We start from the raw sequence: 374 nt of genomic DNA, 5'->3' as shown, positions 1-374 counted from the left end.
TTAACCTCCATCACCATCCCTTCTTCTGTTACTTCATTGGGTGATTATTGCTTCTATGATTGCAGTGGTTTAACCTCCATCACCCTCCCTTCTTCTGTTACTTCATTGGGTGATCATTGCTTCGATGATTGCATTGGTTTAACCTCCATCACCCTCCCTTCTTCTGTTACTTCCTTGGGTGATTATTGCTTCTATCGTTGCTTTGGTTTAACCTCCATCACCCTCCCTTCTTCTGTTACTTCATTGGGTGAGTATTGCTTCTCTGATTGCAGTGGTTTAACCTCCATCACCCTCCCTTCTTCTGTTACTTCATTGGGTAAAAATTGCTTCTATGGTTGCAGTGGTTTTGAAACTGTTTATTTTAAAGGTAAAGT

General features: G+C 41.2%; 1 protein-coding gene. It reads left to right on the top strand.

Going from position 1 to position 374, the window contains the following annotated elements; translation table 11 throughout:
• Positions 1 to 374, top strand: a 374-nt coding sequence (locus ACTQ16_RS16850) for a leucine-rich repeat domain-containing protein (RefSeq protein WP_441938591.1), incomplete at both ends; no start/stop codon positions are given.

The organism is Prevotella sp. LCP21S3_D2 (assembly GCF_052118345.1).
Lineage (GTDB): Bacteria > Bacteroidota > Bacteroidia > Bacteroidales > Bacteroidaceae > Prevotella.
This window is presented reverse-complemented; position numbering and strand designations above follow the sequence as displayed.